The sequence below is a fragment of the Streptomyces sp. NPDC053673 genome (assembly GCF_055585225.1).
The window spans coordinates 226,805-251,888 of sequence record NZ_JBVJKN010000007.1 but is presented as its reverse complement, the minus strand read 5'-3'; the positions used below and the strand labels follow the sequence as shown (position 1 = coordinate 251,888).

Sequence of the window (25,084 nt, the reverse complement as noted above, 5' to 3'; positions counted from 1 at the left end):
GGGCCGGTCAGGACGCCAGGACCTTCGAGGACCGGTCCCGCAGGAGCCGGCGCCGACGGGCCCGCACCCGTGTCGTCACCGGCACCGGGATCTCCGCGACCGGCTGTTCCAGGGCGCCGATCTGGGGGACCCGGGCCCCCGACGGGGCGCCCGTCGTGAGGGCGACCACCGCAGCCGGGGCACCGCCGCGGCGGCGGATGGCGCCGGGGACCAGCGGGCGGCCCGAGGTGTGGAGGGCCACCGCGGTCATCGGCACCGCCACCAGGAGCAGCAGGGCGCACAACACCAGCCCCATCCCCGGGTACCCCGCGTGCTCGGAGAGCAGGCTCCCGGTGAGCGGTCCGCACGCGACGCCCAGCGACGACGCGGAGCCGACGAGCACCGCCCACCGGCCGCGCGGGTCGAGCGACGCGGCGAGTCCGATCAGATACGACAGGACCACGGGGTAGCAGACGTTCCACAGGATCTCGCCCGTGGCGAAGGTCATCAGACCCCGCGCCGACGAACTGACCACGATGCAGCAGGCGATGAGGGCCGTGCCCGCGCCGATCGGGACCGCCCGGCCGAGCCGTGCCCCCAGTGCGCCCGCGCCGAGGACGCCCGCGAGCCCCGCGCCCAGCGCGACCGCGAAGACCGCGCCGACCGTGACCTCGCTCAGCCCCGCCTGGGTGACCCCGATCCGCCCGCTCACGCCCCACAGGGCGTTCTGCGCCATCGACCAGCAGAGCATGGCGCCCGCGAGGACCGCCCCCGAGCGCAGCCGGGGCAGCCGGGGCAGCCCGGTCCGTGGGCTCTGGCCACTCACCCGTGCGCCGGCCGCGTCGAGCCGTCCCGTCGCGGGCCACACCAGCACCGCGGCGAGCGCGAGCGCCGCGAACGGGAGTGCGTGCCCGCCCCCGAGCCGCGGGAGCGTGAGATACAGGGCCCCCGCGGACGCCGACACCGCGAGCAGCCCGAGCGACGAGGCGCGGTGCGGGTCGCGCTGCGTGGCGATTCCGGCCGCGGCGACCGCCGTCGCCGTACCCGAGCCGAGGCCGCCCACCGCGGTCCCCGCGACGACCAGCGGTACGGACGAGGTCAGCGCGGCGGTCCCGTACCCGGTCAGGGCGAGCAGCAGGCCCAGCCGGGAGAGCCGCCGCGGCCCGTGCCGCTCGACCCGCGAGGCCAGCGCGAAGCCCGCAACAGCCGAGTGCAGCAGCAGCGTCGAGCCGACGAGCCCGGCCTGGGCGGGGGAGAGTCCGAGTCCGGCGGAGAGCCGGCCGACGACGGTGGGCAGGAGATACGCGGCGAGGTAGCCGGCGGCGAAGACCGCGACCAAGGGCCACGCGGCGCGCGGGCGCGAGGGCATGGGCGTTCCCGGGAACAAGGGGGGAAATGGGGTGGAGCGCCCGGTGTTGCACGGGAACGCGCGCCAATTTGTATCAAGCGCGCCCGGGGCCGGAGAAGATGGGATGGTGTGATGCGGGGCACATTTGGTTTGTGCTGGATCAGTAGGGGTAACGGCATGCACTTTCTGTGGGCTGCCACCCCTGCGGTGGGGCGAGGATCGGGCACACTGGCCTGATTCGCACCGCTCTTGCAGCGCACCTCGCACCGCGATTCGGGAGCCACCGTGATCACGACCGACGGAGAGCAGCAGCAACGCACCACAGACGTCGACCCGTTGGGCGCGCTGCGCACCGGCGGGGACCCGGAATGCGATGTGTTCCTCACCGGCACGGTCTTCCTCGACATCATCTTCACCGGTCTGGACAGCGCCCCGGTGCGGGGCACCGAGTCCTGGGCGCGGGGGATGGGGCAGAGCCCGGGCGGGGTCGCCAACATGGCCACCGCGCTCGCCCGGCTCGGTCTGCGCACCTCGCTCGCCGCGGCCTTCGGCGACGACTTCTACGGCGACTACTGCTGGGACGCCCTGGAGCAGGGCGAGGGCATCGATCTGTCCCGGTCGCGGACCGTGCCCGGCTGGCACTCCCCGGTGACCGTCTCCATGGCGTACGAGGGCGAGCGGACGATGATCTCGCACGGTCACGAGGCCCCGCCGCCGGAGGACAACGGCGCCCCGTTCCACCCGGTGCCGCCGCGCGCACGGGCCGCCGTCGCCTCCCTCGCACCCGGCCGCCGCGAGGGCTGGATCACGGAAGCGGCCGGCAGGGGCGCCCGGATCTTCGCCGATACCGGCTGGGACGACACCGGCCGCTGGGATCTTGCGTCACTGCTCGATCTGGAGTTGTGCGAGGCGTTCCTGCCCAACGCGCAGGAGGCGATGCGCTACACCTGCACCGACTGCCCCCGGGCCGCGGCCAGGGCGCTGGCCGACAAGGTGCCGGTCGCCGTCGTCACACTCGGCGCGGAGGGCGCGTACGCCGTGGACGGCGCGACGGGGGAGACCGCGGAGGTCCCGGCGATCGCGGTGGAGGCGCTGGATCCGACGGGAGCGGGCGATGTCTTCATGGCCGGTTTCGTCACGGGCACCCTCGCGGGCTGGCCGCTCGCGGACCGGCTCGCCTTCGCCGGGCTGATCGCCGCGCTGTCCGTGCAGGAGTTCGGCGGCTCGCTGTCCGCGCCCGGCTGGTCGGAGGTGGCGGCCTGGTGGCAGTACGTGCGGGGCTGCTCCGACCAGGACCCGGAGGCACTGGCCAGATATGCCTTCCTCGCCCGGTTGCTGCCCGCGGCGGCCCGGCCGTGGCCGCTGCGCCGCGCGGTGCCGACGATCGGCTTCCGCCGCCCGGCCTGAACAAGGGGGCACAGGGAACTCCCCCGCCCCAGGAAAAGGGCTTCGGGACTGTCGGTGCGGGGTCGTACGCTGGTACTCCAGAGGTTGTCGAGCAGCGAGAACCCTGCAACGGGAGGTATGTGCAGGCCACAGAGCCGGCCCATGACTCAGACACCCACAGCCCAGACCCCAGCGCCGGGACAGGCACGAGCCCAGTTCACCGTCCCGGCCAAGCATCCGATGGTGACCGTTCTCGGTTCGGGTGACGCCCTGCTGCGCGTGATCGAGAAGGCCTTCCCGGCGGCCGACATCCATGTCCGGGGCAACGAGGTCAGTGCGATCGGCGACGCGCGGGAAGTCGCTCTGATCCAGCGCCTCTTCGACGAGATGATGCTGGTGCTCCGCACCGGACAGCCCATGACGGAGGACGCGGTGGAACGCTCGATCGCCATGCTCAGGGCGAGCGAGAACGGGACGGGGCCCGACGAGACCCCGGCCGAAGTGCTCACGCAGAACATCCTCTCCAGCCGCGGCCGCACCATCCGCCCCAAGACCCTCAACCAGAAGCGCTACGTCGACGCGATCGACAAGCACACGGTCGTCTTCGGCATCGGCCCCGCCGGTACGGGCAAGACCTATCTGGCGATGGCCAAGGCGGTCCAGGCGCTCCAGTCCAAGCAGGTCAACCGCATCATCCTGACCCGGCCCGCCGTCGAGGCGGGCGAGCGCCTCGGCTTCCTGCCCGGCACGCTGTACGAGAAGATCGACCCGTATCTGCGTCCGCTCTACGACGCGCTGCACGACATGATCGACCCGGACTCGATCCCGCGCCTCATGGCCGCGGGCACGATCGAGGTGGCGCCGCTGGCGTATATGCGAGGCCGTACGCTCAACGACGCGTTCATCATCCTCGACGAGGCGCAGAACACGAATCCGGAACAGATGAAGATGTTCCTGACGCGTCTCGGCTTCGATTCGAAGATCGTCGTCACCGGTGACATCACTCAGGTCGACCTGCCGGGCAGCACCAAGAGCGGCCTGCGCCAGGTCCGGGAGATCCTGGACGGCGTCCCGGATGTGCACTTCTCCATGCTGACGTCGCAGGATGTCGTCCGGCACAAGCTCGTCGGCCGTATCGTCGACGCGTACGAGCAGTACGACAGCCGAAACGGCACCAACGGGAAGTAGACCGAAGAACACCATGTCGATCGACGTCAACAACGAGTCCGGCACAGAGGTCGACGAGCAGGCGATCCTCGACATCGCCCGCTACGCGCTCGCGCGGATGCGTATCCACCCGCTGTCCGAGCTCTCGGTGATCGTCGTGGACGCCGACGCCATGGAGCATCTCCACATCCAGTGGATGGACCTGCCGGGCCCCACCGACGTCATGTCCTTCCCGATGGACGAGCTGCGCCCGCCGGTCAAGGACGACGAGGAGCCCCCGCAGGGGCTCCTCGGCGACATCGTGCTCTGCCCCGAGGTCGCCCAGAAGCAGGGCGAGGAAGCGCCGACCCAGCACTCCATGGACGAGGAGCTCCAGTTGCTCACCGTCCATGGGGTGCTGCACCTTCTGGGGTACGACCACGAGGAGACGGACGAGCGCGCCGAGATGTTCGGTCTGCAGGCGGCGATCGTCGACGGCTGGCGGGCGGAGAAGGGCCTGACCGGCCCGTCCCCGGCGCCGACCGTCTCATGAGTCCGCGCATGAGCGCGGCCGTCCCGCCCGCGAGCACGCCCGTCCCACTCGTGAGCGTGGCCGTCCCGCGCATGACCATGGCCGTCCCAGTCGTGAGCGTGGCCGGATCATGACCGGCCAACTGATCATCGCCGCGGTCCTGCTGGTCGTCGTCGCCTGGCTGGCGGCGTGTGCGGAAGCCGGTATCGCCCGTGTCTCCAGTTTCCGTGCCGACGAGGCGGTGCGCTCGGGACGGCGCGGCGCCGACCGGCTGGCGCAGGTAGCCTCCGACCCGACGCGCTATCTCAACGTCGCACTACTGGTGCGGGTCGCCTGCGAGATGGCCGCCGGGGTGTTCGTCACCTACGCCTGTCTCCAGGAGTTCTCCGAGACCTGGCAGGCGCTGACCGTCGCCATCGGTGTGATGGTCCTCGTCTCCTTCGTCGCCGTCGGGGTCTCCCCGCGCACCATCGGCCGCCAGCACCCGCTGAACACCGCGACGGCCGCCGCGTACGTGCTGCTGCCGCTGGCCCGCGTCATGGGCCCGGTCCCGCAGCTGCTCATCCTCATCGGCAACGCGCTGACGCCGGGCAAGGGCTTCCGCAAGGGTCCGTTCGCGAGCGAGGCGGAGCTGCGTGCGATGGTCGACCTCGCCGAGCAGGAGTCGCTCATCGAGGACGAGGAGCGCCGTATGGTGCACTCGGTCTTCGAGCTGGGCGACACCCTCGTACGGGAAGTCATGGTTCCGCGTACCGACCTGGTCGCGATCGAGCGCTACAAGACCATCCGCCAGGCGCTCACCCTCGCCCTGCGCTCCGGCTTCTCCCGTATCCCGGTGACCGGGGAGAACGAGGACGACATCGTCGGGATCGTGTATCTGAAGGACCTGGTCCGCAAGACGCACATCAAGCGGGACGCGGAGGCCGAGCTGGTCTCCACGGCGATGCGCCCGGCGGCCTTCGTGCCCGACACGAAGAACGCGGGCGATCTGCTGCGCGAGATGCAGCAGGAGCGCAACCATGTCGCCGTCGTCATCGACGAGTACGGCGGCACGGCCGGGATCGTCACCATCGAGGACATCCTGGAGGAGATCGTCGGCGAGATCACCGACGAGTACGACCGGGAGTTGCCGCCCGTGCAGGGGCTGGGCGACTCGCGCTACCGGGTCACCGCCCGGCTCGACATCGGCGACCTCGGCGAACTGTTCGGGCTCGACGAGTTCGACGACGAGGACGTGGAGACGGTGGGCGGGCTGCTCGCCAAGTCCCTCGGCCGGGTGCCGATCGCCGGCGCCACCGCGGTGGTGGACTTGCCGGACGGGCGCTCGCTGCGGCTGACCGCCGAGGCCACGGCCGGCCGCCGCAACAAGATCGTCACCGTCCTCGTGGAGCCCTCATGACCGACCGGTTGACCGCTGCGCAGCTCAAAGCCCTGTGCCTGGAGCAGAACGCCGCGGTGGAGGACTTCCCCTTCGGCCCGGAACACTCGGTCTTCAAGGTCGCCGGGAAGATGTTCGCCATCAGCGACCTGGACGCCACCCCGCTGAAGGTCGCTCTCAAATGCGACCCGGACGAGGCGGTCCGGCTGCGCGCCGAGTACCCGGCGATCGTCCCCGGCTACCACCTCAACAAACGCCACTGGAACACGGTGACGGTGGGCGAACTCCCGGCCCGTATGGTCCGGGAACTCATCGAGGACTCGTACGACCTGGTCGTGGCGGGCCTGCCGAAGGCGGAGCGGCTCCGCCTCGACCGGCCCTGACCCCTCAGGGCCTGCCCGGTGGATCGGCCTGGAGCCCAGTGCCCCTCCCGGCAAGCTTTGCCCTGTCGCGCCGCCCGGCACGCACCCTCGCTGCGTTGGCCAAAAGCCCTGGTAGCTCCGCTACAAGGACTTCCGGCCGCCTTGCGATGGCACGCACCGGACGACGCTCCTTCACGGGCAAACATTGCCGGTCGCGGCACTAGCAAGATCCGGCGGACAGGCCCCAGGGCAAGGGCGCTCGGAGCTGACCGGGGTTGCCGACTTATGCTCGGCACATGACTGAGAGCACCGAACTCGACCCCGAGGACCGCAAGATCATCACGCTGGCGCGCAGCGCCCGCGCCCGCAACGGTGTGCCGGAGGGCGCGGCGGTACGGGACGAGACCGGGCGTACGTACGTGGCGGGCACGGTCGCGCTGGAGTCGCTGCGGCTGACCGCGCTGCAGACCGCGGTGGCCATGGCGGTGGCGAGCGGCGCGAAGTCGCTGGAGGCCGCGGCGGTCGTCGCCGAGACCGACACGGTCGCGGACGCCGACCGCGCGGCGGTCCGCGACCTCGGCGGCCCGGCGACCCCGGTCCTGCTGGCGGGCCCCGACGGGGTGCTGCGTACGACGGTGACGGCGGGCTGACGATGCCCCGTGCCTCGCGCACCTGGGCGCGCGTGGCCTTAGGGTCTGTCGTTCGGATCTTGCCGGGCTCGCGTGCCCTGGCACGCGCATCTGCTGCGTTGTCGTCGGTCGCCAATGCTCCGCAGTGGCTCCCTCCTCCGCCTTGCATCTGCACGCGCCAGACCCCGCTCGCTGATCCGGCCTGATCCAAACGACAGACCCTGGCCGTCGGCCTCGTCGGCGTCGTGATCAATCTGATCGACTGGGCCGTCTCCGACAGGGTGGCCCCGTCCGACGCGTTCCCGCTCTTCCTCGCGGCGACCGCGGGCGCCGAACTGACCACCGGCCCCCGCCGCCGCGCCCTGCGCGCCGCGGCGGGCGTGGTCCTCCTGGCAGCCGGCCTCGTCGCCGGTATCCTCGCCGCCACCGGCCTGATCCGCGGCGGGCCCGTCGACTGGCTGGGTCTGACGCTCGGCGTGCTCGTGGTGCTCTACGCGGTGGTGATGACGGCAGCGCTGGTGACACGCCGCCGCGAACAGGGCCCGTCCCCGGCCTGACCCCGGCCGTCACACCCCGCGGGTCCAGCCGTCTGCCGGCCGTCGGCTCGGCTGACCGTGCACGTCCGGTCGTCCCGTGCCGCGGGTCCAGCCGTCTGCGCCGGTCTCTCAACTGACCTGCGGAAACACCGATCTTGACAGTGTCTGATGGGTCATCAGTCGGTGCATTTCGATTCCATTGACTTCTCTTCCCCCCGCCCCGTCAATGGCGCCCACCGACTGAAGGGGGAAGCACATGGCATCCCAACGATCCGCTCAGCGAAGACACCGCTGGGCAGCCGTTCTGGGGGTGACCGCGCTCGCGGTCACCGGCGGCGGGTCCCTCATCGCCCCCGCCCACGCCCAGGTGGCGGCCGCACAGGCGGTCGACTTCCCGACGCACTGCGTACCGCCGCCGATCGCCGGCATCCCGCCCATCGACGGCACGACCACCGCCGAGATCACCGTCGACAACGCCGCACCCAAGGTCGGTGACACGGTCACCGTCACATACACCGTGACCAAACCCGCAGCCGGCAACCCCGTCGACATCGCCCTCCCGGCCGACATCATGACGCCCACCGGCAAGGTCGCCCTCGGCGGTGCCCAGACCGGCAGCGTCACGATGACCGGCCCGAAGAAGAACCCGCCGGTGCCGGGGAAGGCGCCGTTCCCGTCGTTCTCCATGACCGGTACGTTCACAGTCACCGCGCCTGGCACGACCACGCTCTCGCCCGGCGACTACAACATCCACACCAGCTACATCATGGAGCTGGACACCCCCTGCACGGTGACGAACCCGCCCGCACCCGTCTCCCAGACGATCGTCGCCTCCCCGCAGACCGTCCCCAACGAGCGCACCATCCAACTCGGCACGGCGTCCGGCAAACCGGGCGACAAGGTCAACGTGACGGGGACCAAGTTCACCCCGGGAGCCGACGTCACCGTCGCCGGCCGCTCCGGGGCGGCCGAGACCGCCGACAGGACGACGGTCAAGGCGAGCTCCACCGGCTCGTTCACCGCGCAGCTCACGGTGAACGACAAGGCCACCACCGGCATCGTCGCGTACGAAGGCGCCGCCTGGGACGCCGCCAAGGGCGCGGGCCCGGCGGCGTACAGCGTCATCGACGACACCCCGTCCCCGCCGAACAGCCAGAAGCTCAACTCCTCCGTCGCGGCCGGAACCCTCTCGATGACCCAGGCCGGGGACACCGTCCAGCTGGCGTCCGTCGACTTCGGCAAGGGCGGCGCCTCCACCGGTGACCTGAACGCGGTGACGGTCAAGGACTTCCGCGGCGGCCCCGCGGGCTGGTCCCTGACCGGCAAGGTCACCGACTTCACCGGACCCGGCGGAAAGATCGACGCCGGCAAGCTCTCCTGGACCCCGTCCTGCACCACCAAGGCGGGCAGCCCCAGCACCTGCGCGGCGGGCACCGCGGGCGTGGTCGGCAGCGCCGGCGCGACCCTGGCGTCCACCCCCAACGCGGCGCTCACCGGCGGTGAGTTCACCGCGGGCGCGAAGGTGTCGCTGGACGTCCCGGCGTTCACCGCCCCCGGCGCCTACGCGGGCGTGCTGACCCTCACCCTCACCTGACACCCACGGCGGGCCGGGCGCGCACCCGGTCGGCCCGCCCCGACCCGGGGGTTTTGCACCGTGCGAAAGCTGTCCGCACTCCTCCTCGCCCTGGCCGCGCTCCTGTACGGCGCCCCGGGCACCGCCCACGCCGCCGACAACGGCGAGTGGTCCGTCGAGCCCGCCGCCTCCGAGCTGGGCCGCCGCCCGTACTTCTATCTCTCCGCCGACCCCGGCACCACGCTCACCGACCAGGTCACCGTCAGCAACAAGACCAGCGCCCCCCTGACCTTCGTGCTGTACGCCGCCGACGCGTACAACACCGCGCGGGACGGCGGCTTCGCCGTACGTACCCGGAAGGAGCGGCAGCGCGGCGTCGGCGCCTGGGCGAAGCCGGAGCGCGACCGGGTCACGGTCCCGGCACGCTCCTCCGTCACCGTCCCGTACACGCTCACCGTCCCCGGGACCGCCGAGCCCGGCGACCACCCGGGAGCACTGGTCGCCCTCGACGAGCGCATCGCCGCGGGGAGCGGCGGCGCCGTCGCCGTGGGCATCCAGCGGGCCGTCGGCGCCCGGGTCTACCTCCGGGTGAACGGCCCGACCGTGCCCGCCCTGTCCGTCGAGGACGTGACGTACGCCCACGACAAGCCCCTGCTGCCCGGCGCCGGCGACAGCAGCGCGGTCATCTCGTACACGCTCCACAACCGGGGCAACGTCACCCTCAACCCCAAGGTCGCCCTGCGCGCCGAGGGAGTCTTCGGTCGTACGCTCCTGGCCCGCGAGCTGACGAAGATCCCCAGCGAGCTGCTGCCGCGCCAGAAGATCCGGCTCACGGAGAGCTGGGCGGGAGCGCCTCAGCTCGACTGGGGCGAGGTCACACTGACCGCGAGCGCACGGGACGTGCGCGAGTCCGCGGCGGTGTCCTTCGTCGCCCTGCCGTGGCTGGTCGTGGCCGTCCTGCTGGCGGCCGGGGCCGGCACGGTGACGTGGCTCCGCCTCCGGCACCGGAGGGTGCGCGGTACGTGAGGGCGTGGCGTGGCGTGGCGGGGGCGCCGCGGTACGTGAGCGCGGGGTGCGCCAAGGGCGCCGCGGTACGTGAGTGGCCCGGGATCGGGGAGAATGGCCCGCATGAGCGTTCACACCCCTGGATCCGAAGCCCCGCACCGCGCCGGCTTCGCCTGCTTCGTCGGCCGCCCCAACGCGGGCAAGTCCACCCTCACGAACGCTCTGGTCGGCCAGAAGGTGGCGATCACCTCCAAGAAGCCGCAGACCACCCGGCACACCGTCCGCGGCATCGTGCACCGCCCCGACCTGAACGCGCAGCTCGTGCTCGTCGACACCCCCGGCCTGCACAAGCCGCGCACGCTGCTCGGCGAGCGGCTCAACGACGTCGTACGGACGACGTGGGCCGAGGTCGACGTGATCGGCTTCTGTCTGCCGGCCAACGAGAAGGTCGGCCCGGGGGATCGTTTCATCGCCAAGGAGCTCGCCGGGATCAAGAAGACCCCGAAGGTCGCGATCGTCACCAAGACCGACCTGGTCGACTCCAAGACGCTGGCGGAGCAGCTGATCGCCATCGACCGGCTCGGCCAGGAGCTCGGCATCGAGTGGGCGGAGATCGTCCCGGTGTCCGCGGTCGGCGACAAGCAGGTCGCGCTCCTCGGCGACCTCCTCGTCCCGCTCATGCCGGAGAGCCCCCCGCTCTACCCGGAGGGCGACCTCACCGACGAGCCCGAGCAGGTCATGGTCGCCGAGCTGATCCGCGAGGCCGCGCTCGAAGGCGTACGGGACGAACTGCCGCACTCCATCGCGGTCGTCGTCGAGGAGATGCTGCCCCGCGAGGACCGCCCGGCCGACAAGCCGCTCCTCGACATCCACGCGAACGTCTACATCGAGCGCCCCAGCCAGAAGGGCATCATCATCGGCCCGAAGGGCAGCCGCCTCAAGGAGGTCGGCATCAAGTCCCGTAAGCACATCGAGGCGCTGCTGGGCACGCCGGTCTTCCTCGACCTCCATGTGAAGGTCGCCAAGGACTGGCAGCGGGACCCGAAGCAGCTGCGCAAGCTGGGTTTCTGACCTCCGCGCCGAGGCCCGCGCGCAAGGGACCGTCCCTCGGCCCCGGGCCGGATGTCCATAACGCTCTTGCTGCCCATAACAGCGTTAACCTGCTGCCGTGTCATCCGCGAACTCCGTACGCCGTCGACTGCTCGACGAGGCGGCCCGCATCCTCGCCGAACAAGGTCCGGGTGCCCTCAGCGCCCGTCGCCTGGTCAAGGAGGTCGGCGCCTCCACGATGGCCGTCTACACCCACTTCGGCTCGATGCCCGAGCTCGTACGGGAGCTGATGCGCGAGGGCTTCGCACGCTTCCGCGCCCGCGCCGAGTCGATGACGGGTGACCCCGATCCGGTCGTCGAACTCGCCGCACTCTGCCGCTGCTACCAGGACTTCGCGCGCGCCGAACCCGACGTCTACGCCGTGCTGTTCGGCGGCGCCGGCCTCGCCGGCTTCGTACTCACCGAGGACGACCGCCGCATGGGGGTGTCCGTCCTGCGCCTGCCCCGGGACGCGATCCGGCGCTGTGTCGCCGAAGGCCGCTTCCGCCGCGAGGCGGACCCGGACCTCCTGGTCCGCCAGCTCTTCGCCCAGATGCACGGCCTCGCCCAACTCGCCCGGACCGGCTACATCATGGGCGAGTACACGCCTGATCAGGTGCTGGCGGGCGCGCTCCGCGACTTCGCCGTCGCGGCGGGCGACGCCCCGGGCCCCGCTGCGGCCTCGGTCGCGACGGGCCTCGGCACGCCCGGAGAGAGGCGCCGCCCCGGAGCCCCACCCCCGAGCCCTGCCCCTGCCCCGGAGCCGCAGCCGGCGCCCTGCAAGGACCCGGCGCCCTGCAAGGACTAGGACCCTTCCTTCAGCACCCGCGAGATGAGCGACCGCTGCGCCTCCGTAAGCCGTGGATCCGCGCAGTACACCGTCTTGTCGTCCACCGTGATCTGGTACTGGAATCCGTCCGGAACCCCCACCGGCGGAGTGCCCCGTCCATCGCTCACGGCCTGCTCGGCCAGGGCATGCCACTCCTGGGCGTCGGGCCGGTTCGCGGTGTTCACCTCGGAGACCCGCTCGATGCCGGCGAAACCACCTGTGCGTCGCACTTGAATACGCATGGGTCCTGTCTAGCCTGTCACGGGCGGATCCGCCTCCGTCGGCGGCCCACCTGGCTCCTGTCCTGGGGCCTGCCCGGTGGATCAGGCCCCAGGGCGGACAGGACAGCCAGGGCGGTCAGGACAGGCCTCAGGCCGTGGCCACCCCGACCTGCGACCAGGCCTTCAGCACCGCCTCGTGCTCCTCGCCCTCGCCGTACCGCGCGGCCGTCGCCGCGACCGTGGCCTTGGCGAAGTCCGTGAACGAGGCGTCGACCTCAAGGCTCCCCGAGGTCATCGTGTCGTACCAGATCTGCCCCGCCCGCTCCCATGCCTTGCCGCCGAGCTGAGTGGCGAGCAGATAGAACGCGTGGTTGGGGATGCCGGAGTTGATGTGGACACCGCCGTTGTCCCGGCCCGTACGGACGTAGTCGTCCATCGTCGCGGGCTGCGGGTCCTTGCCGAGGACGTCGTCGTCGTACGCCGAACCCGGCGCCTTCATCGACCGCAGCGCCACCCCGGTCACGCCCGGGGCGAGCAGCCCGGCGCCGATCAGCCAGTCGGCCTGGTCGGCGGTCTGGTCGAGGGTGTGCTGCTTCACCAGCGAGCCGAAGACGTCCGACACCGACTCGTTCAGCGCGCCCGGCTGGCCGAAGTACGTGAGGTTCGCCGAGTACTGGGTGAAGCCGTGTGCCAGCTCATGGGCGATGACATCGACCGGCACCGTGAAGTCGAGGAAGATCTCGCCGTCCCCGTCGCCGAACACCATCTGCTCGCCGTTCCAGAAGGCGTTCCCGTAGTTCTCGTCGTAGTGGACGGTCGCGTCGAGCGGCAGGCCGTTGCCGTCGACGGAGTTGTGCCCGTACGCGGAGAGCAGCAGCTCGAAGGTCGCGCCGAGGCCCGCGTACGCGCGGTTGACGGTCGCGTCCTGGCCGGGCTCGTCGCCCTCGGAGCGCACCTTCGTACCCGGCAGCGCGGTCTTGTGCTCCGCGTCGTAGAGGGTGCGCCGGGGCTTCGCCCCGGTCTCCCGGCCGGCCGGGGCGGCCGCTCCGACGACGGTGGTCAGCCGGCGGCCCGTGCGGTGCCCGGCGTCCGCGATCAGGGTGCGGCGGGCGGCCGCGGCGATCGCGGGGTCGTCCGCCTGGGCGAGCTTGTCGAGCAGGTGCGGCGGCACGATGCCGCAGAAGACAGGCGTGAAGGAATCCATGTGTGGCAATGTGGCAGTGGGTCATGCCGCTGTCACTACCTGCGACGATGGTTAGTGAAATAGGGTGATAGCTCACATTTGCCCGTTACCGATCGGTCGTCCCGCATACTGAAACGGGACCGGCACTTCCGCCAAAGCTCAGCTAGGCTCGTCCGCATCATGCGTTTCGGGCTGCTTCTCCTTAGCTGCCGCGGCGAGGGCCTGTAGTCGTAGGCCGACCCCCTCCCCGCGGAGTCTGGTGCTGCTTCGAGAGAGTGCGACCAAGTCGGCCGTCCCGCCCCAGCAGGACCCCGAGGAGCCCTACGCAATGTCACAGTCGCAGTGGATCGGCCGCCCCACCCCGATCACCAACACGACGCACACCCAGAAGCCCTCCGGCATGCCGATCCACAAGTACGGGCAGTACGAGGCCGTGGACATCCCGGACCGTACCTGGCCGGAGAAGCGGATCACCAAGGCGCCCCGCTGGCTGTCCACCGACCTGCGCGACGGCAACCAGGCGCTGATCGACCCGATGAGCCCGGCGCGCAAGCGCGAGATGTTCGACCTGCTCGTCCGAATGGGTTACAAGGAGATCGAGGTCGGCTTCCCCTCGTCGGGTGAGACGGACTTCGCGTTCGTCCGCTCGATCATCGAAGAGGGTGCGATCCCCGAGGACGTGACCATCTCCGTCCTGACCCAGGCCCGCGAGGACCTGATCGAGCGCACCGTCGAGTCGATCGTCGGCGCGAAGCGCGCCACCGTGCACCTGTACAACGCGACGGCGCCGACGTTCCGCCGGGTCGTCTTCCGCGGCTCCAAGGACGACATCAAGCAGATCGCCGTCGACGGCACCCGTCTGGTGATGGAGTACGCCGACAAGCTGCTGGGCCCCGAGACGACCTTCGGCTACCAGTACAGCCCGGAGATCTTCACCGACACCGAGCTGGACTTCGCCCTGGAGGTCTGCGAGGCCGTCTGTGACGTCTGGCAGCCCGGTCCCGGCCGCGAGATCATCCTGAACCTGCCGGCCACCGTGGAGCGTTCCACGCCGTCCACGCACGCGGACCGCTTCGAGTGGATGTCCCGGAACCTGACCCGCCGCGAGTACGTCTGCCTGTCCGTCCACCCGCACAACGACCGCGGTACGGCCGTGGCCGCCGCCGAGCTGGCGATCATGGCGGGCGCGGATCGTATCGAGGGCTGCCTGTTCGGCCAGGGCGAGCGGACCGGCAACGTCGACCTGGTCACCCTGGGCATGAACCTGTTCTCCCAGGGCGTCGACCCGCAGATCGACTTCTCGCAGATCGACGAGATCCGTCGCACCAGCGAGTACTGCAACCAGATGGAGATCCACCCGCGCCACCCCTACGCGGGCGACCTGGTCTACACCGCCTTCTCCGGCTCCCACCAGGACGCCATCAAGAAGGGCTTCGACGCCATGGAGGCCGAGGCGGCCGCCCGGGGCCAGGGCGTGACGACCGACGATCTCGAGTGGGCCGTCCCGTACCTGCCGATCGACCCGAAGGACGTCGGCCGCTCCTACGAGGCGGTCATCCGCGTCAACTCGCAGTCCGGCAAGGGCGGTATCGCCTATGTCCTGAAGAACGACCACAAGCTGGACCTGCCGCGCCGGATGCAGATCGAGTTCTCCCGCATCATTCAGGCCAAGACCGACGCCGAGGGCGGCGAGGTCACGCCGAAGGAGATCTGGTCGGTCTTCCAGGACGAGTACCTGCCCAACCCGGTCGACGCCGAGGCCCGCTGGGGCCGGATCCAGCTGCGTTCCGGCCAGACCACGTCGGACACCGACGGCACCGACACCCTGACGGTCGAGGCGGTCGTGGACGGCGTGGACACCGTCCTGACCGGCTCCGGCAACGGTCCGATCTCCGCGTTCTTCGACGCACTGGCCGCGATCGACGTGGATGCCCGTCTGCTGGACTACCAGGAGCACACGATGAGCGAGGGCGCCTCCGCGCAGGCCGCCTCGTACATCGAATGCGCCATCGACGGAAAGGTCCTGTGGGGCATCGGCATCGACGCCAACACCACGCGCGCCTCGCTGAAGGCGGTCATCTCGGCCGTCAACCGCGCGGCCCGCTGACGCAGACGCCGCCTCCGTACCCGAACCCCGCCCCTGTCACAGGGGCGGGGTTCGGCCATGTCCGGGCGAAGTGACGCATGGGTACTGACGCCACATCATCGATGTGGCTAACATCACGTCAATGCGGCGACGTTGCCGTGGGGGCACCACCCGTGCCCGACGGGCCACGGAGGATTCACGGAGGTGCGACGTGCTGCCAGCCCGAGGACGAAGCGGCCGAAAACCGCGCATCCACGGTAATCGTGGCCTTCGCGTCTTCGGTGTGCGTACGTCCTGGAGCACGATCGGCGACGGCGAGTTCTTCTGCCCCGACTGCGGAGGCGACCGCAACTACCGCCGCCGCACCGGCCGCCGACGCTTCACCGTGCTCGGCGTCCCCGTCCTGCCACGCGGCTACGCGGGCCCGGTCGTCGAATGCGCGGCCTGCCACACCCACTTCGGCACGGAAGCCCTCGACCACCCCACCACCGCCCGCTTCTCCGCGATGCTCCGCGACGCCGTGCACACCGTCGCCCTCGCCGTTCTCGCCGCCGGCGGCACCTCCTCCCGCTCGGTCCGGCAGACCGCCGTCGCCGCCGTCCGTGCCGCCGGATTCAGCGACTGCACCGAGGACCAGCTGACCACGATGGTCGAGGCCCTGGCCGCCGACACCGGCCGCTTCATCACCGACATCGGCCCTTGCGGCGCCGCCCTCGCCATCGAACTCCACGAGGCCCTGGAGCCGCTCACCCCGCATCTGGCCCCGGCCGGCCGCGAATCGATCCTGCTGCAGGGCGCGGGCATCGCGCTCGCCGACGGCCCGTACATCCCGGCCGAACGGGACGTTCTGACGACGGTCGGTAACGCGCTGCAGCTGCGCGCCGACGACACGGCGCGGCTGCTGGCGGCGGCGCGTACGCCGTCGCCGTAGGCCGGCCGCCTGCGACTGCGTGCGGCCCGGCGGTCAGGCGCCGACAGTCCCGTCGATCCCCTCGCGCAGGAAGTCGGCGTGCCCGTTGTGCCGGGCGTACTCGTGGATCAGGTGCAGCATCACCAGCCGCAGCGACACGTCCTCGCCCCACCTCGGCTGGTACCCGGTGACGTCCAGTGACTCCGCCTCCGCCTCGATCCGGCGGGCGTGATCGATCTCGGTCCGCCAGGCCTCGAACGCCTCCGACCGCGTCGCCGTGCGCGCGTCGTACGCGACCTGGTAGTCGCCTTCGTCCGACCACACCAGCGGGATGTCCTCCCCGTTGATCACACGGCGGAACCACGTACGTTCCACCTCCGCCATGTGCCGTACCAGACCGAGCAGCGACAGCGTCGACGGCGGCATCGACTGCCTGCGCAGCTCCTCGTCGGACAGCCCGTCGCACTTCATGGCGAGCGTGGCGCGGTGGAAGTCGAGATGGCCCCGGAGCATCTCGCGTTCGTTCGCGATCACGGGAGGGGCGATGCGTTCAGTGGTCATGACAGGGACGATACGAGGTGGACGATACGAAGTGTCCGACTCTCGTGGCTCCTCGTGGCTCCACATCGCTCCTCATGGCTCCTCATGGTTCCAACCGGGCTTCGCCAGAAAGCGGTTGAGGTGTCGGTGCGCCACAATGGACACACGCGTACGTCGGCGGGGGACGGGGGCACTGTGCGGCGCACTCGCGCAACGGCCGTTCTGGCCACGGGATCGACTCTCCTCTCGGTGCTGCTCGCGGTTGCCGTGAACGTGGCGACCGGCGGCACCCTTCCCGCGGCCCTGGAGCCGCTCGCGCCGCTCGCCTGGCCGCTCGTGGCCGTTCTGGCCGCCGGTACGGCCCTCTTCGCCGTGCACCAGTCATGGGCCCACGGACCGCCATCAGAGCGGGAACCGGCCGCCCCGGCCCCCGGCGCCCCCGACCCGGCCGAACTCCCGGCCCCCATAACCGACTTCGCGGGCCGCACCCACGACATCGGCACCCTGCTCCGCCTCGTCCGCGAAGGCCACCGGGCCATCGCCGTCACCGGCGCCCCCGGCCTCGGCAAGTCCGCCCTCACGGTCCGCCTCGCCCACGAGCTCCGCCCCCTCTACCCCGACGGCCAGCTGTACGCGGCCCTCGGCGCGGGCCGCGGCGAGCCCGCCGCGCCCGCCGCCGTACTGGCCCGCCTGCTCGCCGCCCTCGGCGCACCCGAGGAGGAGCAGTCGGGCGAGCCCGACGCCCTCGCCGCGCGTCTGCGCAGCCGCACCGCGGGCCGCCGCGTCCTGCTGGTCCTCGACGACGCCGCCGACGCGGCCCAGGTGCGTCCGCTGCTCCCGAGCGGTGAGTACTGTCTCGCCCTCATCACCAGCCGCAACGCGCTCCTCGATCTCCCCGAAGCGGCCACGGTCCCCCTCGGCGCCCTCACCGAACGCGAGGCGCTCGCCCTCCTCGCGGCCGTCGCCGGAGCCGACCGCACCGCCGCGGAGCCCGAGTCCGCCCGCATGATCGTCCACGCGTGCGGACTGCTGCCTCTCGCCGTCCGCATCGCCGCCGCGCGACTGCGCTCGCGCCCCAGCCGGCCGGTGTCCGAACTGGCCGGCCGCCTGGCCGACGAGCGGGGCCGCCTCGACGAGCTGCGGGTCGGCGACCTCGCCGTCCGCGCGAGTTTCGAAGCCGGCTACGACGCGCTGAGCGACGAGGACCGCCAACTGTTCCGCAGCCTGGGCGCATACCCGGGCTCCCGCCTCACCGCCCGTGTCGCCGCGGCGGCCGCGGACCGGTCGCCGCCCGCCGCCGGGGCGGGACTTGAACGCCTCGCCGACGCCCAGTTCGTCCAGCCCGTCGGCCCGGACCGCTACCGCCTCCACGACCTCATCCGCCTGTTCGCCGCCGAGCGGCTCGAACGCGACACCGCCCCGGCCGACCGCCGCGCCGTCCTCGAACGGATCCTCACCGCGTACACCGAGGACGCCGAGCGGCACGGCAGCCATGCCTGGGGCGGCGCCGAGCAGGCCACGATCTCTCTTCTCGTACGCGCGGCAGTGCGCGAAGGCCACCACCGTTCCGGCTACCGGCTCGCGATGGCCGCCGACCGATGGCTGTGGGACCAGCCGAGCCAGCTCCCGCGCCTCGCCATGTGGGCCACGATCCTCGACGTGGCCCGCCGGGCGGGCGAACAGGCCTGGGCGGCGTACGCGCTGCGCGGCCTGGGCGCCGCGTATCTGCACGAGGGACGGCTGAGCCAGGCCGTGGATCATCTGCGGATGTCGGTCGCCGTGCAGCAGCGCTCCGCCACCCGCGCCGAACAGATCAAGACCCGCCGGCTGCTCGGTGACGCCCTCGGCCGCGCCGGGCGCTATGACGAGGCACTGCGGGAGTTCCGGACAGCCGTGGACGGCTACCGGGAAATGGGCCATGAGATGGGCGAGGCGGAGGTCCTGAGCAGCCTCGGCGCCCTCCATCTGCGCCGGCGCCGGCCCGACGAGGCGATCGACTGCCTGGAGACGGCTGTGGCCGCCCTCGCCCGTCGCAGCGGCAGCCCCGCGTACCTCGCGGACGCCGAACGACATCTGGGCGCTGCCTACGTCCAGGCCGGCAACTTCGTTCCCGCCGAGCGGTGTCTGGGCTCGGCGCTCGCCATCTACCGCCGCAACGGCCGGCCGGTGGGGGAGGGTTGGACGCTGTGCGAGCTGGGCCACCTGGAGGAGTGTCGTGGTGCGTACGGGTCCGGCGCCGAGCATCACCGCGCTGCGCTGGCCGTGTTCGCCCGCATCGGCTACGGCATGGGCATTGCGGGCGCCGCGGAGGCGATCGGCGACAACCTGCTTACGCAGGGCGACGAGCTGGGCGCCGACGCGGAGTACCGACGGGCGGCGACCGTCTACGGCGAACTGGGCGACCACGTCCGCGAAGCCGAGGTGCGGCGCAAGCTCAGCAGCTGATCAATGCCTCAACCATCCCCGCTCACCTGGGTGTTGACTGCACGTCAATGTGACGGACGGGTGTTCGCGTGACATGATTCCGCCGCTGTTACTTACGAGTAAGCAGCTGCCACCCCCCTCATCTTTCATCGCCGGAGGACACCCCCGTGCGTAAGCTCACCAGGAGACTCCTGGTCCCCGCGCTGACCTCGCTCGCGCTCGCCGCGAGCGGATGCTCGGCCACCCCCGACCACGCCGCCGACCCCGCAGCCGGGCCCACCCCCGCCGCCGCCACGGCGGCGACGGCCGGCGGGAGCGAACAGCTCGACGTCGAAGCGGCACCGCAAGGAGCGCCCACCCCGACGGCCGTGGCCCGGCCGGCAGGCAGGGGCACAAGCGCGAAGAAGAGCGCGCTCAAGGTCGCCGCCTACGACAAGCGCACCCGACGCGCCGTCATATCCAGCCCGCGCAAGAGCCCCTCGACCGCTCCCACGGCCGCGCCGACCACCGCGCCCACCACCGATCCCACGGCCGGCCCGTCGGCGGACGCCCCGGTCAAGACCGGCGACGTCATCGCCAGCGCGCCCGCACCGGGCGCGCCCGACGGTCTGCTGGCCGAGGTCACCGAGGTCGTCGGCAGCACGGACAAGGGCACTGAGGTCTCCACCAAGCCCGCCACGCTCAGCGCGCTCCTCGCGGACGACAAGGCCGACGGCGAAGTCCCCGTCGACCCGTCGACCTTCGACGTCGAGCCACTGGTCAAGGGCGTCAAGCTCTCCTGGGCCAAGACCGGAGGAGCCACGTTCGGCCCCAGCGGGGCGAAGCTGCCCCTCGGCAGCCTGCGCCTCGACGTCGGAGCGGCCCTGGCCACCCCCGAGGACGCACCCGTGTCCGCCGCCGCATCCGTTTCCGGCTACGTCCAGCTGGCACCGCAGGTGGAGTTCTCCTACGACGGCAGCGCCAACGGCCAGGCGGGCAAGGCCGGCCCCGACGGCGCGTTCCTCGGTATGAGCGGCGACTGGAGCGCGCAGTGGGCGCTCAAGGGCCGCGCCTCCGCGAAGGCCACCCAGCGCATCCCCTTCGCCAAGCTCCACGCCGACCCCGTGATCCAGGTCGGCCCGGTGCCCGTCGTCGTCAACCTCGACCTGACCTGCTACCTCCAGATCGAGGCCGACGGCCGCATCACCCTCGACGTCCAGCAGAGCGTCAAGGGAGACTTCCGGGTCGGCGGCAGCTACGCGCCCTTCAAGGGCTGGACCCCGGTCTCCACCTCGGAGGTGAAGGGCACTCCGGTGACGGCGACCGTCACCGCCGCGGGCCGCGCGAAGGCCGCCATGGGCGCCGAGGCGTCCGTCGGTCTGTACGGCATGGTCGGCCTCGCCGCCGACTTCGCCCCCTACGTCCGCGGCGAGGGCGAGGTCACTGCCACCGCGTCGACGGACGGAACCGCGAGCGTGACCGGCTCCTGGGCCGTCCACGGCGGCTTCGACCTGAGCGGAAACCTCCAGCTCCAGCTCTCCATCTTCGGAACGCCGATCTTCCAGAAGCGCATCCCGCTGGGCAGCCTCCACCGCGAATGGCCGCTCGCCAGCGGCAAGGGCAAGCTCGTCGCCTGACGCTCCCGGTCCCGGGCCACCCGGCCCGGGACCGGACCGCTGTCAGACCTTGACGACGCCGTCCACGAAAGCGGCCCAGGCGGCGGCCGGGACGATCAAGGCAGGGCCGGTGGGGTTCTTGGAGTCCCGGACGGGGACGACGCCGGGGATGTCGTCGAGGACCTCGACGCAGGACTCGCCGCCGTCGCCGCCGCTGTAGGTGCTCTTGCGCCAGGGGGCGGCGCCAGGGAAGTCGTACGCCACTTCGACGCAGTCGCCGCCCTCGCCGTTGCTGTAGCTGCTCTTGCGCCAGCGGGCGTTGCTCAGGTCGTACTCGGGCATCGTCTGTAGTCCTCAGCCGCCGACTCGATCAGGGCCAGGGACGCCTCCGGCGACAGCGCGGCGACCCTGAGCAGATCGTATGCGCGCTGTGCGCGCTTCACCACTGCCGGATCGTCCAGCAGAGTCCCTGAAAACGACGTCTCTGTATAGGCGGTTGGCGGCGCGTCCTCGAACTCCATGAGTTTCAGAGTCCCGGTCATGTACGCATGTGCCCCTGCCGAGCACGGGATCACCGTCACCAGCGCCTTGCGCTCCCGCACCGTGGCCGCGATGTGCTCCAACTGCCGGGCCATCGCGGCCGGGCCACCGACGGGGACGCGTAAGGCGTTCTCGTGCAGCGTCGCCCAATACTCTGGCCTTGTAGCGTCCTTGAGGATGTGCGCCCGTTCCAGCCGGGACGTGACCTTCTCCTCGACGTACTCCTCGATGACGAACGGGTTGGCCGCAAGCGTGACCGCCCGCGCGTACTCGGCGGTCTGCAACAGACCCGGCACGACCGTGGGCGCGAACTCGCAGATCTTCGTCGCGAGCGCCTCCAGCTCTGCCACCTCCGCGAAGTACTCCGCGTACGGCGACTTGTCGATCAGCTTTCGCCACATCCGCTCGAAAAAGCCATCGGTTTGTAGTACCTCATCGAGCCGCACCGCCACATCCTTCTGAGGCTTCCGAATAGCCTGTTCGAATTGGCCGATGTAGCCCCCGGATACGAATACCCGGTGCCCCAGTTCCCCCTGCGTCAGCCCCGCCGCCTCCCGCCTCCGCTTGAGCTCCAGGCCGAAGAACTCCCAGGCCGCCTGCCTGGAACCCGCCCACCGCCCCTTACCTGCGTTGGCCATGGATTAACTCCTTTGTGCTGCCGTGCAGTTGTAGCGCGCGTATGTCTGTCGATTTTAGGTCTGTGTCTTCACACTCGAGATGGGAAGAGAGAAAAGTACCGGGGGACGAGGAAGGAGAGCCGTGGAGGAATTGGACCGTCTCGAAGACGCCGAGGCAGCAGTGGCCGAATTGCGGGATGCGCTCGCCCGGGTCGGAGTGACCCTGCCGTCGCTGCGACTGGACCCGGTGTCCTGTGCCGGCGGGGACCCGAGGGTGCTGGTCGAGCTGGGCCGGTGCACCGTCGAGACCGCGCGGCGCATGGCCGCCGCGCTGCCGGGAGAGGCGACGGACCGATGAGCGCACCGGCCGTGGGGTCGTACGTGATCGACACGAGCACCGGCCGGGTCGGGAGAGTCATGGCGTACGTGGGGCCGTACGCCCAGCTCAGGCCGATCGGCGGCGGCCGTGAATGGGACTGCGTCCCCGAGGTGCTGCGCATCGCCACCGCGACGGAGCGCCTCCGTGCGGCGACGGCGCACGCGAACGCCCGTAGCCGCGGCGAAGTTCCGTGAGTGGTCAGCGCAGAGCCTTTACCTCTGCACGCTTCCCGGACGGGCCCAGATGGTCCAGGAGGTGCTGGATGTCCTTGGGGTCCGAAGTGATGATTCCCGCCGCGGCGTCTGCGGCGACCACCGCGACAGCTCCGTCAACAGGGTCCACGACGTCTGCGCGCCCGAGGAGTTCTCCTACCCGCCGGGCCAACGCTGCTTCCAGTGGGAGAACATCGCAACCATTCAGTAAACGGGCTAAGCGAGCCTGACGGGCGCCATCCCGCCAGACTTGCGCGACAACGGGCGACGGCACGACCGGCACACCTCCCGCGTTCAGATAGGCGCGGTGCATGCGCCAGAGAACCAGCTGGTTGCGCTCGGCGGCAATCAGAGCCCCGGCGTCATACACCAGAGATCGCAGGATGGTCACAGTCACGCCGCCTCGTGGTCTGAGTCCGCGGATGCCGCAGGCGCCGGGCGGGTGACCATCTCCATGACGGAATCCACCCATGCCTGCTCGTCCGGAGTCGGCGGGCCGAGCTCGGCCAGGACCTCCTCGGCCGCCGCGAGACCGACCTCGATCTTCGCTGCCTTTTCGGCTGCCCGAGAAAGCCAGGCTGAGACGCTCAGGCCCTCCCGTTCCGCAGCTTGTTTCGCGGCTTCGAGCGTCTCGCCCGGAATGGTGATGGTGACGCGTTCAAGGCTCATACCCTGAGTCTTACCGACAGCGTCCATGTTGCGCCACGCCGCAGCATCTGGCTCACCCCCATGAGTGACGACCCCCGCCCACCGCCCCGTCGCCGTACGGGACAATGGCCCCATGAGCCTGTTCCGCGACGACGGCATCGTGCTGCGCACCCAGAAGCTGGGTGAAGCGGACCGGATCATGCTGTGCTTCTCCGGGGGAGCTGCTCCCCATTGCGGCTCCGCCGCGGGCCCGAACCCCCGGCCGGACACCCGTGGGGGCGTGCGATGAGTCTCTTCCGGGACGACGGGATCGTCCTGCGGACGCAGAAGCTCGGCGAGGCCGATCGCATCATCACGATCCTCACCCGCGGGCACGGCCGCATCCGTGCCGTCGCCCGCGGCGTGCGCCGCACCAAGTCGAAGTTCGGCGCGAGGCTGGAGCCGTTCTCGCACGTGGACGTGCAGTTCTTCGCGCGGGGCAGTGAGCTGGTCGGGCGCGGGCTGCCGCTGTGTACGCAGAGCGAGACGATCGCTCCGTACGGCAGCGGGATCGTCACCGACTACGCCCGGTACACCGCGGGCACCGCCATGCTGGAGACGGCGGAACGGTTCACCGACCACGAGGGCGAGCCTGCCGTGCAGCAGTATCTGCTGCTCGTCGGCGGGCTCCGTTCCCTCTCGCGCGGCGAGCACCCGCCGCACCTCATCCTCGACGCGTTCCTGCTGCGCTCCCTCGCCGTCAACGGCTACGCGCCCAGCTTCGAGGACTGTGCGAAATGCGGTATCCACGGCCCGAACCGGTTCTTCTCGGTCGCGGCGGGCGGAGTCATATGCGCCGACTGCCGGGTGCCCGGCAGCGTCGTACCCTCTGCTGAGGCCGTCGGACTGCTCAGCGCGTTGCTGACGGGCGACTGGGACACGGCGGAAGCGTGCGAGGCGCGCCACGTGAGGGAGGGCAGCGGACTCGTGTCCGCCTATCTGCACTGGCACCTTGAGCGCGGACTGCGCTCACTGCGGTACGTAGAGAAAAGCTAGGGAAGCGAAAGCTAGGAGAGTGTGACCCCCATGGCACGACGCGGAATCCTGGGACGTTCCCGCCGCGAGTACAAGGTCCCCGAGCCGCACCCGTCGGGGGGCCGCCCGCCGAAGATCCCCGGTGAGCTCGTGCCGGAGCATGTGGCGATCGTGATGGACGGCAACGGTCGCTGGGCCAAGGAACGCGGCCTGCCGCGCACAGAGGGACACAAGGTCGGCGCCGAGCGCGTACTGGACGTGCTGCAGGGTGCGATCGAGATGGGCGTCGGAAACATCTCCCTGTACGCCTTCTCCACCGAGAACTGGAAGCGCTCCCCGGACGAAGTGCGCTTCCTGATGAACTTCAACCGCGACTTCATCCGCAAGACCCGCGATCAGCTCGACGAACTCGGCATCCGGGTGCGCTGGGTGGGCCGGATGCCCAAGCTGTGGAAGTCGGTGGCCAAGGAGCTCCAGATCGCGCAGGAGCAGACCAAGGACAACGACAGGCTCACGCTGTACTTCTGCATGAACTACGGCGGGCGCGCGGAGATCGCGGACGCGGCACAGGCGCTGGCGGCGGACGTGAAGGCGGGCAGGCTCGACCCGTCGAAGGTCAACGAGAAGACCCTCCAGAAGTACCTGTACTACCCGGACATGCCGGACGTCGACCTCTTCCTCCGCCCGAGCGGCGAGCAGCGCACCTCCAACTACCTGATCTGGCAGAGCGCTTACGCCGAGATGGTCTTCCAGGACGTGCTGTGGCCCGACTTCGACCGCCGCGACCTGTGGCGGGCCTGCCTGGAGTACGCGCAGCGCGACCGGCGCTTCGGCGGCGCGATCCCGAACGAGGAGATCCTCGCGATGCAGGGCAAGGACCCGGCTGCCTGACCCGCCCGCTACGATCACGGCTCGTCCAGGAC

At 70.9% G+C, this 25,084-nt stretch carries 28 protein-coding genes; 20 read left to right on the top strand and 8 right to left on the bottom strand.

The window, feature by feature from the left end; all coding sequences use genetic code 11:
• Positions 1 to 7: 7 nt before the first annotated feature.
• On the bottom strand, positions 8 to 1,348 hold the full coding sequence (locus tag ACZ6ZQ_RS13935) for an MFS transporter (RefSeq protein WP_469768755.1): 1,341 nt from the start codon (positions 1,346 to 1,348) through the stop codon (positions 8 to 10).
• 264 nt (positions 1,349 to 1,612) lie between these two features.
• Here ACZ6ZQ_RS13935 and ACZ6ZQ_RS13930 point away from each other — a divergent pair, with 264 nt between their 5' ends.
• The 11 genes from ACZ6ZQ_RS13930 to ACZ6ZQ_RS13880 all read left to right on the top strand — a co-directional run bounded on the left by ACZ6ZQ_RS13930 (position 1,613) and on the right by ACZ6ZQ_RS13880 (position 11,771).
• Positions 1,613 to 2,734, top strand: coding sequence for a carbohydrate kinase family protein (locus ACZ6ZQ_RS13930; protein ID WP_469768754.1), 1,122 nt, complete (start codon positions 1,613 to 1,615; stop codon positions 2,732 to 2,734).
• A gap of 141 nt (positions 2,735 to 2,875) precedes the next feature.
• Positions 2,876 to 3,901 (top strand): PhoH family protein, encoded by a 1,026-nt coding sequence (locus ACZ6ZQ_RS13925; protein WP_453659271.1) that lies wholly within the window; start codon positions 2,876 to 2,878, stop codon positions 3,899 to 3,901.
• Between the two features lie 13 nt (positions 3,902 to 3,914).
• Positions 3,915 to 4,412, top strand: coding sequence for an rRNA maturation RNase YbeY (gene ybeY, locus ACZ6ZQ_RS13920; protein ID WP_469768753.1), 498 nt, complete (start codon positions 3,915 to 3,917; stop codon positions 4,410 to 4,412).
• 109 nt (positions 4,413 to 4,521) lie between these two features.
• Positions 4,522 to 5,790, top strand: coding sequence for a hemolysin family protein (locus ACZ6ZQ_RS13915; RefSeq protein ID WP_469768752.1), 1,269 nt, complete (start codon positions 4,522 to 4,524; stop codon positions 5,788 to 5,790).
• Entirely contained in the window at positions 5,787 to 6,152 is a 366-nt protein-coding gene (locus ACZ6ZQ_RS13910; RefSeq protein ID WP_469768751.1) for an MmcQ/YjbR family DNA-binding protein, read from the top strand. The genes ACZ6ZQ_RS13915 and ACZ6ZQ_RS13910 overlap by 4 nt, the downstream gene beginning before the upstream one ends.
• Positions 6,153 to 6,427: 275 nt before the next feature.
• On the top strand, positions 6,428 to 6,781 hold the full coding sequence (locus ACZ6ZQ_RS13905; protein ID WP_469768750.1) for a cytidine deaminase: 354 nt from the start codon (positions 6,428 to 6,430) through the stop codon (positions 6,779 to 6,781).
• A 224-nt stretch (positions 6,782 to 7,005) separates the two neighbouring features.
• A complete protein-coding gene (locus tag ACZ6ZQ_RS13900; protein WP_469768749.1) occupies positions 7,006 to 7,317 on the top strand; it encodes a hypothetical protein in 312 nt (103 codons plus the stop codon).
• A gap of 235 nt (positions 7,318 to 7,552) precedes the next feature.
• Entirely contained in the window at positions 7,553 to 8,890 is a 1,338-nt protein-coding gene (locus ACZ6ZQ_RS13895) for a WxL domain-containing protein (protein WP_469768748.1), read from the top strand.
• A gap of 60 nt (positions 8,891 to 8,950) precedes the next feature.
• A complete protein-coding gene (locus ACZ6ZQ_RS13890) occupies positions 8,951 to 9,895 on the top strand; it encodes a DUF916 domain-containing protein (RefSeq protein ID WP_469768747.1) in 945 nt (314 codons plus the stop codon).
• Between the two features lie 102 nt (positions 9,896 to 9,997).
• Positions 9,998 to 10,945: a GTPase Era gene (gene era / locus ACZ6ZQ_RS13885; protein WP_385416260.1), complete on the top strand. Its 948-nt coding sequence runs from the start codon at positions 9,998 to 10,000 to the stop codon at positions 10,943 to 10,945.
• 97 nt (positions 10,946 to 11,042) lie between these two features.
• On the top strand, positions 11,043 to 11,771 hold the full coding sequence (locus ACZ6ZQ_RS13880; protein WP_469768746.1) for a TetR/AcrR family transcriptional regulator: 729 nt from the start codon (positions 11,043 to 11,045) through the stop codon (positions 11,769 to 11,771).
• On the opposite strand, the gene ACZ6ZQ_RS13875 is transcribed toward ACZ6ZQ_RS13880, so the two are convergent.
• Positions 11,768 to 12,034 carry a protealysin inhibitor emfourin gene (locus tag ACZ6ZQ_RS13875; protein ID WP_469768745.1) on the bottom strand — a complete coding sequence of 89 codons (267 nt, stop codon included), beginning with the start codon at positions 12,032 to 12,034 and terminating at the stop codon, positions 11,768 to 11,770. The two genes, ACZ6ZQ_RS13880 and ACZ6ZQ_RS13875, sit on opposite strands and share 4 nt — an antisense overlap.
• A 127-nt stretch (positions 12,035 to 12,161) precedes the next feature.
• Complete coding sequence (locus tag ACZ6ZQ_RS13870; RefSeq protein ID WP_469768744.1) at positions 12,162 to 13,217, bottom strand: M4 family metallopeptidase; 1,056 nt, start codon at positions 13,215 to 13,217, stop codon at positions 12,162 to 12,164.
• Between the two features lie 307 nt (positions 13,218 to 13,524).
• On the opposite strand from ACZ6ZQ_RS13870, the gene leuA reads away from it, so the two are divergent.
• Complete coding sequence (gene leuA, locus ACZ6ZQ_RS13865) at positions 13,525 to 15,303, top strand: 2-isopropylmalate synthase (RefSeq protein WP_469768743.1); 1,779 nt, start codon at positions 13,525 to 13,527, stop codon at positions 15,301 to 15,303.
• Between the two features lie 190 nt (positions 15,304 to 15,493).
• A complete protein-coding gene (locus ACZ6ZQ_RS13860) occupies positions 15,494 to 16,213 on the top strand; it encodes a TerB family tellurite resistance protein (RefSeq protein WP_469768742.1) in 720 nt (239 codons plus the stop codon).
• 33 nt (positions 16,214 to 16,246) lie between these two features.
• On the opposite strand, the gene ACZ6ZQ_RS13855 is transcribed toward ACZ6ZQ_RS13860, so the two are convergent.
• Positions 16,247 to 16,753 (bottom strand): DinB family protein, encoded by a 507-nt coding sequence (locus ACZ6ZQ_RS13855; protein ID WP_469768741.1) that lies wholly within the window; start codon positions 16,751 to 16,753, stop codon positions 16,247 to 16,249.
• 228 nt (positions 16,754 to 16,981) lie between these two features.
• Between ACZ6ZQ_RS13855 and ACZ6ZQ_RS13850 the strand changes: the two genes are divergently transcribed.
• Positions 16,982 to 19,177, top strand: a complete 2,196-nt coding sequence (locus tag ACZ6ZQ_RS13850) for an ATP-binding protein (protein ID WP_469768740.1) — start codon at positions 16,982 to 16,984, stop codon at positions 19,175 to 19,177.
• 146 nt (positions 19,178 to 19,323) lie between these two features.
• Entirely contained in the window at positions 19,324 to 20,772 is a 1,449-nt protein-coding gene (locus tag ACZ6ZQ_RS13845) for a hypothetical protein (RefSeq protein ID WP_469768739.1), read from the top strand.
• Between the two features lie 42 nt (positions 20,773 to 20,814).
• Here ACZ6ZQ_RS13845 and ACZ6ZQ_RS13840 read toward each other — a convergent pair whose 3' ends face one another.
• On the bottom strand, positions 20,815 to 21,093 hold the full coding sequence (locus tag ACZ6ZQ_RS13840) for a DUF397 domain-containing protein (protein WP_469768738.1): 279 nt from the start codon (positions 21,091 to 21,093) through the stop codon (positions 20,815 to 20,817).
• Positions 21,075 to 21,929, bottom strand: coding sequence for a helix-turn-helix domain-containing protein (locus ACZ6ZQ_RS13835; protein WP_469768737.1), 855 nt, complete (start codon positions 21,927 to 21,929; stop codon positions 21,075 to 21,077). Before ACZ6ZQ_RS13835 ends, ACZ6ZQ_RS13840 begins: the two co-directional genes overlap by 19 nt.
• Before the next feature lie 121 nt (positions 21,930 to 22,050).
• Here ACZ6ZQ_RS13835 and ACZ6ZQ_RS13830 point away from each other — a divergent pair, with 121 nt between their 5' ends.
• Both ACZ6ZQ_RS13830 and ACZ6ZQ_RS13825 read left to right on the top strand, forming a co-directional pair.
• Positions 22,051 to 22,266, top strand: coding sequence for a hypothetical protein (locus tag ACZ6ZQ_RS13830; protein ID WP_469768736.1), 216 nt, complete (start codon positions 22,051 to 22,053; stop codon positions 22,264 to 22,266).
• Positions 22,263 to 22,481 (top strand): hypothetical protein, encoded by a 219-nt coding sequence (locus ACZ6ZQ_RS13825; RefSeq protein ID WP_469768735.1) that lies wholly within the window; start codon positions 22,263 to 22,265, stop codon positions 22,479 to 22,481. The genes ACZ6ZQ_RS13830 and ACZ6ZQ_RS13825 overlap by 4 nt, the downstream gene beginning before the upstream one ends.
• Positions 22,482 to 22,485: 4 nt before the next feature.
• Here ACZ6ZQ_RS13825 and ACZ6ZQ_RS13820 read toward each other — a convergent pair whose 3' ends face one another.
• Positions 22,486 to 22,896, bottom strand: a complete 411-nt coding sequence (locus tag ACZ6ZQ_RS13820; RefSeq protein WP_469768734.1) for a twitching motility protein PilT — start codon at positions 22,894 to 22,896, stop codon at positions 22,486 to 22,488.
• A complete protein-coding gene (locus tag ACZ6ZQ_RS13815) occupies positions 22,893 to 23,168 on the bottom strand; it encodes a hypothetical protein (RefSeq protein ID WP_469768733.1) in 276 nt (91 codons plus the stop codon). Before ACZ6ZQ_RS13815 ends, ACZ6ZQ_RS13820 begins: the two co-directional genes overlap by 4 nt.
• Positions 23,169 to 23,280: 112 nt before the next feature.
• Between ACZ6ZQ_RS13815 and ACZ6ZQ_RS13810 the strand changes: the two genes are divergently transcribed.
• From ACZ6ZQ_RS13810 to ACZ6ZQ_RS13800, 3 genes are read left to right on the top strand one after another with little or no spacing between them, the layout of a single operon-like run.
• Positions 23,281 to 23,436, top strand: coding sequence for a hypothetical protein (locus ACZ6ZQ_RS13810; RefSeq protein WP_469768732.1), 156 nt, complete (start codon positions 23,281 to 23,283; stop codon positions 23,434 to 23,436).
• Positions 23,433 to 24,182 (top strand): DNA repair protein RecO, encoded by a 750-nt coding sequence (gene recO, locus ACZ6ZQ_RS13805; protein ID WP_469768731.1) that lies wholly within the window; start codon positions 23,433 to 23,435, stop codon positions 24,180 to 24,182. The genes ACZ6ZQ_RS13810 and recO overlap by 4 nt, the downstream gene beginning before the upstream one ends.
• Before the next feature lie 30 nt (positions 24,183 to 24,212).
• Complete coding sequence (locus ACZ6ZQ_RS13800) at positions 24,213 to 25,052, top strand: isoprenyl transferase (RefSeq protein ID WP_469768730.1); 840 nt, start codon at positions 24,213 to 24,215, stop codon at positions 25,050 to 25,052.
• Positions 25,053 to 25,084 lie beyond the last annotated feature (32 nt).

What these genes read in the sequence shown, in the direction of transcription:
- ACZ6ZQ_RS13935 (WP_469768755.1), bottom strand. Translation starts at nt 1,348, where the DNA reads ATGCCCTCGCGCCCGCGCGCCGCGTGGCCCTTGGTCGCGGTCTTCGCC.
- ACZ6ZQ_RS13925 (WP_453659271.1), top strand. Translation starts at nt 2,876, where the DNA reads ATGACTCAGACACCCACAGCCCAGACCCCAGCGCCGGGACAGGCACGA.
- ybeY (WP_469768753.1), top strand. Translation starts at nt 3,915, where the DNA reads ATGTCGATCGACGTCAACAACGAGTCCGGCACAGAGGTCGACGAGCAG.
- ACZ6ZQ_RS13915 (WP_469768752.1), top strand. Translation starts at nt 4,522, where the DNA reads ATGACCGGCCAACTGATCATCGCCGCGGTCCTGCTGGTCGTCGTCGCC.
- ACZ6ZQ_RS13910 (WP_469768751.1), top strand. Translation starts at nt 5,787, where the DNA reads ATGACCGACCGGTTGACCGCTGCGCAGCTCAAAGCCCTGTGCCTGGAG.
- ACZ6ZQ_RS13905 (WP_469768750.1), top strand. Translation starts at nt 6,428, where the DNA reads ATGACTGAGAGCACCGAACTCGACCCCGAGGACCGCAAGATCATCACG.
- ACZ6ZQ_RS13895 (WP_469768748.1), top strand. Translation starts at nt 7,553, where the DNA reads ATGGCATCCCAACGATCCGCTCAGCGAAGACACCGCTGGGCAGCCGTT.
- era (WP_385416260.1), top strand. Translation starts at nt 9,998, where the DNA reads ATGAGCGTTCACACCCCTGGATCCGAAGCCCCGCACCGCGCCGGCTTC.
- ACZ6ZQ_RS13875 (WP_469768745.1), bottom strand. Translation starts at nt 12,034, where the DNA reads ATGCGTATTCAAGTGCGACGCACAGGTGGTTTCGCCGGCATCGAGCGG.
- ACZ6ZQ_RS13870 (WP_469768744.1), bottom strand. Translation starts at nt 13,217, where the DNA reads ATGGATTCCTTCACGCCTGTCTTCTGCGGCATCGTGCCGCCGCACCTG.
- leuA (WP_469768743.1), top strand. Translation starts at nt 13,525, where the DNA reads ATGTCACAGTCGCAGTGGATCGGCCGCCCCACCCCGATCACCAACACG.
- ACZ6ZQ_RS13855 (WP_469768741.1), bottom strand. Translation starts at nt 16,753, where the DNA reads ATGACCACTGAACGCATCGCCCCTCCCGTGATCGCGAACGAACGCGAG.
- ACZ6ZQ_RS13840 (WP_469768738.1), bottom strand. Translation starts at nt 21,093, where the DNA reads ATGCCCGAGTACGACCTGAGCAACGCCCGCTGGCGCAAGAGCAGCTAC.
- ACZ6ZQ_RS13835 (WP_469768737.1), bottom strand. Translation starts at nt 21,929, where the DNA reads ATGGCCAACGCAGGTAAGGGGCGGTGGGCGGGTTCCAGGCAGGCGGCC.
- ACZ6ZQ_RS13825 (WP_469768735.1), top strand. Translation starts at nt 22,263, where the DNA reads ATGAGCGCACCGGCCGTGGGGTCGTACGTGATCGACACGAGCACCGGC.
- ACZ6ZQ_RS13815 (WP_469768733.1), bottom strand. Translation starts at nt 23,168, where the DNA reads ATGAGCCTTGAACGCGTCACCATCACCATTCCGGGCGAGACGCTCGAA.
- ACZ6ZQ_RS13810 (WP_469768732.1), top strand. Translation starts at nt 23,281, where the DNA reads ATGAGCCTGTTCCGCGACGACGGCATCGTGCTGCGCACCCAGAAGCTG.
- recO (WP_469768731.1), top strand. Translation starts at nt 23,433, where the DNA reads ATGAGTCTCTTCCGGGACGACGGGATCGTCCTGCGGACGCAGAAGCTC.
- ACZ6ZQ_RS13800 (WP_469768730.1), top strand. Translation starts at nt 24,213, where the DNA reads ATGGCACGACGCGGAATCCTGGGACGTTCCCGCCGCGAGTACAAGGTC.